This window comes from Marinomonas lutimaris (assembly GCF_019426345.1).
In the GTDB taxonomy this organism is placed as follows: Bacteria; Pseudomonadota; Gammaproteobacteria; order Pseudomonadales; family Marinomonadaceae; genus Marinomonas; species Marinomonas lutimaris.
Window position 1 is genome coordinate 1 of sequence record NZ_JAHLLW010000054.1, and the last position, 888, is coordinate 888.

2 protein-coding genes are annotated in these 888 nt (G+C 41.8%); both read left to right on the plus strand.

The window, feature by feature from the left end; genetic code table 11:
• Nucleotides 1-352, plus strand: a 352-nt coding sequence (locus KPL72_RS21070) for a hypothetical protein (protein WP_219704357.1), incomplete at its 5' end; no start/stop codon positions are given.
• Nucleotides 352-888 (plus strand): DEAD/DEAH box helicase (locus KPL72_RS21075; RefSeq protein WP_249422382.1); only part of this gene is annotated, 537 nt, incomplete at its 3' end. The genes KPL72_RS21070 and KPL72_RS21075, both read left to right, overlap by 1 nt.

Sequence of the window (888 nt, forward strand, 5' to 3'; positions counted from 1 at the left end):
CCTCCTAAGCGCCAGTGGAGAGCGAAACGCTCGAACCTACCACCTTACTTCTGAATTAATCCTAATGCTAAACAGCAGCCCTCGTAAGCCGTCCGACGAAGAAACTATAGATACAAGTCAAAGCTCAAATGAGGTGAATCTTCTGGATGAAGAAAAGAAAGCCAATGCTGAATTAAAACTACTATTGGGAGAGATTGATGCTTATCAGGAATATTTAGGACTATTCCCACATAAGCGACCAACTATTTTGAAATTGCTAGATGAGTCGAGAGAAAAAGCGACAAGGTTCTACGGTCGATTAAACGCTATTAAAAAGATTATTCAATCGACTCAACCTGAGGGGAATATGTAATGCTTAGGGCATGGCAAGAACAATGTCTCTTTCAAGCAGTTACATCTTATAAGAAGCAATCTCAATTTTTAGTATTGGCCTCCCCTGGTGCGGGTAAAACCCTGCTTGCAGCACATATAGCAAAAACTCTTATTAACAGTGGCGATATCGACTATGTAGTATGCTTTTCCCCTTCTCGAATCGTTTCACAGAGCATTGAAGAAACATTTGAAAAAACACTAAAGCGAAAGTTTAATGGCAGACTTGGGGCAATCGGAGCATCACGTACTTATCACTCACTTAGTAACGCAGCTGAGCTAATAAATGATCTTGCCGCTACTAGAGTATTGGTCATTTTTGATGAAATACATCATTGCGCCGGTAATGGCGAGTCTCCAGCAAATGCATGGGGATTACAGCTTCTCTCCACGATACAGCATTTAGCGACTTATACATTGTCACTTACCGGCACACCTTGGCGCACTGACACACTTCCAATTTCATTCGCTAAATACTCCGACCCAGAAGGCAACATTATCTGTGACTACTCGTATGAT